General features: G+C 73.3%; 4 protein-coding genes. All 4 read left to right on the top strand.

The window, feature by feature from the left end; translation table 11 throughout:
* Positions 1 to 50 precede the first annotated feature (50 nt).
* The 4 genes from rsmG to ACFV4G_RS19050 all read left to right on the top strand — a co-directional run bounded on the left by rsmG (position 51) and on the right by ACFV4G_RS19050 (position 3,850).
* Positions 51 to 815 (top strand): 16S rRNA (guanine(527)-N(7))-methyltransferase RsmG, encoded by a 765-nt coding sequence (gene rsmG / locus ACFV4G_RS19065; RefSeq protein ID WP_380441761.1) that lies wholly within the window; start codon positions 51 to 53, stop codon positions 813 to 815.
* Positions 816 to 1,089: 274 nt separating this feature from the next.
* A complete protein-coding gene (locus ACFV4G_RS19060) occupies positions 1,090 to 2,040 on the top strand; it encodes a ParA family protein (RefSeq protein ID WP_380441759.1) in 951 nt (316 codons plus the stop codon).
* On the top strand, positions 2,037 to 3,107 hold the full coding sequence (locus tag ACFV4G_RS19055) for a ParB/RepB/Spo0J family partition protein (protein ID WP_380441735.1): 1,071 nt from the start codon (positions 2,037 to 2,039) through the stop codon (positions 3,105 to 3,107). Before ACFV4G_RS19060 ends, ACFV4G_RS19055 begins: the two co-directional genes overlap by 4 nt.
* 125 nt (positions 3,108 to 3,232) lie before the next feature.
* A complete protein-coding gene (locus tag ACFV4G_RS19050; protein ID WP_380441733.1) occupies positions 3,233 to 3,850 on the top strand; it encodes a GNAT family N-acetyltransferase in 618 nt (205 codons plus the stop codon).
* Positions 3,851 to 3,997 lie beyond the last annotated feature (147 nt).

The raw sequence follows: 3,997 nt of genomic DNA, 5'->3' as shown, positions 1-3,997 counted from the left end.
AGCTGACCCGGTTGGCCGTCCACCGGGAGACCGGTGAGCGCAGCCGCCTCATGCTGGACATTGCCGGCTTCCGGGCCCGCCAGCGGGAGGAGCTGGCCGCCGCCCGGGAGGTCTTCGGCGAGCGCTTCGACGCCGCGGTCCGCTACACCGAGCTGCTGGCCACCGCGGGCGTCCAGCGCGGGCTGATCGGGCCGCGCGAGGTGCCCCGGCTCTGGGACCGGCACGTGCTGAACTGCGCGGTGCTCGCCGAGCTGCTGCCGGCCGGCACCACCCTGTGCGACGTCGGCTCCGGCGCCGGTCTGCCGGGCATCCCGGTGGCGCTGGCCCGTCCGGACGTCTCGGTGACGCTGCTGGAGCCGCTGCTGCGGCGGACCACCTTCCTGGAGGAGGTCGTCCGCGAGCTGGCCCTGGAGAACGTCACCGTGCTCCGCGGCCGGGCCGAGGAGATGGTCGGCAAGCTCGCGGTGGACGTGGTGACCGCCCGGGCGGTGGCCCCGCTGGACCGGCTGGCCGGCTGGGGCATGCCCCTGCTCCGCCCGCACGGGCAGATGCTGGCGCTCAAGGGCGACAGCGCCGAGCAGGAGCTGGCCGACTCGCGGGCCGGGCTGACCAAGCTCGGCGCGGTCGAGTGGAGCGTCATCTCGGTCGGTGAGGGCACCTTGGAGACCTCGACCCGGGTGGTCCAGGTCAAGGCGGGGGAGAGCCCCGGCGGGGTGAAGGCGGCGACCCGGCGGGCCAAGGCGGCCCGGGCGGGCCGGACCGCGGCCCCCCGCACCGGTGAGCGCGGCCGGGGCGGGCGCCGCCGGGGCCGCTGACCCCGGGTGACGCTCGACACTCGCCACGACGGGCGGGTGGCCCTCCCTGTTCGGGAGGGCCACCCGCCCGTCGTCATTGAGGTGAAGAGCGGGCCGCTGTACGGTCACCGGAGTGTCGCAACGTCAGATTTCCGACATAGCGGGCATGGTGTTTCACGTGAAACGTCGCTCCTTGCTCTCCGGAATCCTGAGTCGCGGCCGGGCTGCGACTGTTGCCGCTCCGGTTTCACGTGAAACACTGACCCCCATGCAGGACTCGGAGACCATCGACCAGATCGATGACACGCCCATCGCGCGTGCTGCCCAGGCTGCGGTCCAGGCGATCGGCCGGGCGGGTGAGGGCCTTCCCAGGCCCGCCGCGACCCGGGTGATCGTGGTCGCCAACCAGAAGGGCGGGGTCGGCAAGACGACGACCACCGTCAACATGGCCGCCTCGCTCGCGATGCACGGACTGCGCGTCCTGGTCGTCGACCTCGACCCGCAGGGCAACGCCTCCACCGCCCTCGGCATCGACCACCACGCCGAGGTGCCGTCGATCTACGACGTCCTCGTGGAGGGCAAGCCGCTCGCCGACGTGGTGCAGCCGGTGCTGGACGTCGAGGGGCTCTTCTGCGTCCCCGCCACCATCGACCTGGCCGGCGCGGAGATCGAGCTGGTGTCGCTGGTGGCCCGGGAGAGCCGCCTCCAGCGCGCCATCGCCGCCTACGAGCAGCCGCTGGACTACATCCTGATCGACTGTCCGCCCTCGCTGGGCCTGCTGACGGTCAACGCCCTGGTGGCCGGCCAGGAGGTGCTGATCCCGATCCAGTGCGAGTACTACGCGCTGGAGGGCCTCGGCCAACTGTTGCGCAACGTCGAGCTGGTGCGCGCGCACCTCAACCCCTCGCTGCACGTCTCGACCATCCTGCTCACCATGTACGACGCCCGGACCAGGCTGGCCGCCCAGGTGGCCGACGAGGTCCGGACCCACTTCCCGCAGGAGGTGCTGAGCACGGCGATCCCGCGTTCGGTGCGCATCTCGGAGGCGCCCAGCTACGGTCAGACGGTGCTCACCTACGACCCGGGTTCCACCGGTGCGCTCTCCTACCTGGAGGCCGCCCGGGAGCTCGCGCTGCGTGCGGTGGGCCAGGCCGGGGGCTCACTGGTGGGCCAGCAGCGCAGCGGCAGCGGTACGGGGCACGGCGCCCCGGTGGCACAGCACGGTACGACGGAGGGTCAGCAGTGAGTGGTGGTCGCAGGGGTCTGGGTAAGGGGCTCGGGGCGCTGATCGGCCCCGCGGCGCCGACGGACGGCGGGGCTGCGGGGCAGCCCGCCACGGCCGTGCCCGGGCCGGCCTCGGTGGTGGCGACCGGAGCCGTCTCGCCGACGGCCGTGCCGGTACTGCCGGGCGGTCGCGGAACGGTGGCCGCCAGGGTGGCCGTGGAGAGCCTGCGGGAGCAGCCGGCGCCGGTGCCCGGGGCATTCTTCGCCGAGCTGCCGATCGACGGGATCACGCCCAACCCGCGTCAGCCGCGTGATGTCTTCGACCCGGACAAGCTGGCCGAGCTGGTCGCCTCCATCAAGGAGGTGGGTCTGCTCCAGCCGGTCGTGGTGCGCCAGGTCGGGCCGGAGCGCTACGAGCTGATCATGGGCGAGCGCCGTTGGCGCGCCTCCCGGGAGGCGGGGCTGGACCGGATCCCGGCGATCGTCCGGGCCACCGAGGACGACAAGCTGCTGCTGGACGCCCTCCTGGAGAACCTGCACCGGGCGGAGCTGAACCCGCTGGAGGAGGCGGCCGCCTACGACCAGCTGCTGGGGGACTTCTCCTGCACCCATGACGAGCTCGCGGACCGGATCGGCCGCTCGCGTCCGCACGTCACCAACACGCTGCGGCTGCTGAAGCTCCCGCCCGCGGTCCAGAGCCGGGTGGCCGCCGGGGTGCTGTCGGCCGGGCACGCCAAGGCGCTGGTGAGCCTGGCGGACCCGGAGCGGCAGGAGGAGCTGGCCGCGCGGATCAACCGCGAGGGCCTCTCGGTGCGGACCACCGAGGAGATCGTCAAGCTGATGGGCCTGGAGGAGAAGCCGAAGCGCCAGGCGCCGAAGGCGGGCAAGCTGAACTCCCCGGCCTTCAACGACCTGGCGAGCCGGCTGTCGGACCGCTTCGACACCCGGGTCAAGGTCGAGGTGACGCAGCGCGGCGGCAAGCTCGGCAAGGGCAAGGTGGTGCTGGAGTTCGGTTCGGTCGAGGACCTGAACCGGATCCTGGACAGCCTGGCCCCGGGCGAGGACGGACTGCGGCTGTCGCAGGGCTGAGGCCGGTCGAAGAGGCGTGACCCGATGGGTGCATGTTCCGCGTGAGTGCTGTTTCACGTGAAACATGCACCCATCGGCGTTCGGGGGGAATGCTCGACTGTGGAGTGGACGAGGAGGTGCGGGGCATGGGACGCCGGATCGCTCCGCTGACGCTGGACAACCTCGCGGATCTGCCGACGACCTGCCGCTCCTGCGTGTTCTGGGAGCTGGACCCGGTGAGCGGGAAGGCGGCGGTGGAGTCCGGCAAGCCCGAGCTGGAGAAGGAGGGGTGGATCTCCGCGGTGCTGCTGGAGTGGGGCTCCTGCGGCCGGATCGTCTACGTGGACGACCAGCCCGCCGGGTTCGTGCTCTACGCGCCGCCGGCCTACGTGCCGCGCTCGCAGTCCTTCCCGACCAGTCCGGTGTCGCCGGACGCGGTCCAGCTGATGGTCAGCCGGGTGCTGCCGGGTTACCAGCGGCAGGGGCTGGGCCGGGTGCTCGTGCAGACGGTGGCCAAGGACCTGGTGGGGCGCGGCGTGCGCGCGATCGAGGCCTTCGGTGCGACGGGACGGGTGCCGACGAGCTGCGTGCTCCCGGCCGACCACCTGCTCGCGGTGGGCTTCAAGACGGTCCGGCCGCACGCCCGCTACCCGCGGCTGCGGCTGGAGGCCCGGACCACGCTGTCCTGGCGCGGCGATGTGGAAGTGGCGTTGGAGCGGTTGCTCGGCGGCGCCCGCAAGGAGCCGGCTCTGCGGCCGTTCTGATCCGGGCCGCCGCCGGCCGGGGGCCGTGCCGGAAACGACGGAGGCGGGGGGGGCCCCGGGGGGGGGGGGCCCCCCCCCCCGGGGGGGGGGGGGCCAAATTTTATGGGGCCCCCCCCGCCGCCCCCCCGGCGGGGGGCGGGGGCCCCG

It is taken from the genome of Kitasatospora sp. NPDC059747 (assembly GCF_042732955.1).
In the GTDB taxonomy this organism is placed as follows: Bacteria; Actinomycetota; Actinomycetes; order Streptomycetales; family Streptomycetaceae; genus Kitasatospora.
Note: the sequence above shows the minus strand (reverse complement) of the source record. Positions and strands in the feature narration are given on the sequence as shown.